Origin of the sequence: Microbacterium sp. 18062 (assembly GCF_902706225.1) — a bacterium.
Classification (GTDB): domain Bacteria; phylum Actinomycetota; class Actinomycetes; order Actinomycetales; family Microbacteriaceae; genus Microbacterium.
The window spans coordinates 1-386 of the sequence record NZ_CACSKB010000668.1 but is presented as its reverse complement, the minus strand read 5'-3'; the positions used below and the strand labels follow the sequence as shown (position 1 = coordinate 386).

The following is a 386-nucleotide window of genomic DNA, read 5'->3' as shown; positions in this document are numbered from 1 at the left end:
CAGCCGGGCCGGGCAATGGGCTCCCACAGGGCCGCCCACGCCTCCTCGGTGCCGCGGATGATCAGGTCGGCCGGAGCGAACAAAGGCATCTGCGCTTGCAGGCTTTCGACCCTGCCGCCGCGGATGCGCAGCAGGTAGGGCACGTCGCCCACCACCACCTTCAGGTCGGTGGTCAGATGGCGGCCGCGGTGCACCAGCCGGTCGTCGGCGTTCACGCGCTGCGCGATGGATTCGAAGCGTTGCTGCAGGGATTCGGTCATGGCGCGATCCTTTCGTTGCGGGGTCAGTCCGCACCCACGCCGATGGGGCTCGGCAGGCGCTTCTCGGTGTTGTGGCGCAGCAGCGCGGCGGTGCGGAAGATGCCGTGCGCGAACTTGCCGTAGGGC

General features: G+C 69.7%; 1 protein-coding gene. It reads right to left on the bottom strand.

All coding sequences use genetic code 11. The annotated features are described in order from the left end of the window. A partial coding sequence (locus GVL03_RS21745) for a hypothetical protein (RefSeq protein ID WP_200847447.1) occupies window positions 1–260 on the bottom strand: 260 nt, incomplete at its 3' end. Window positions 261–386: the final 126 nt, after the last annotated feature.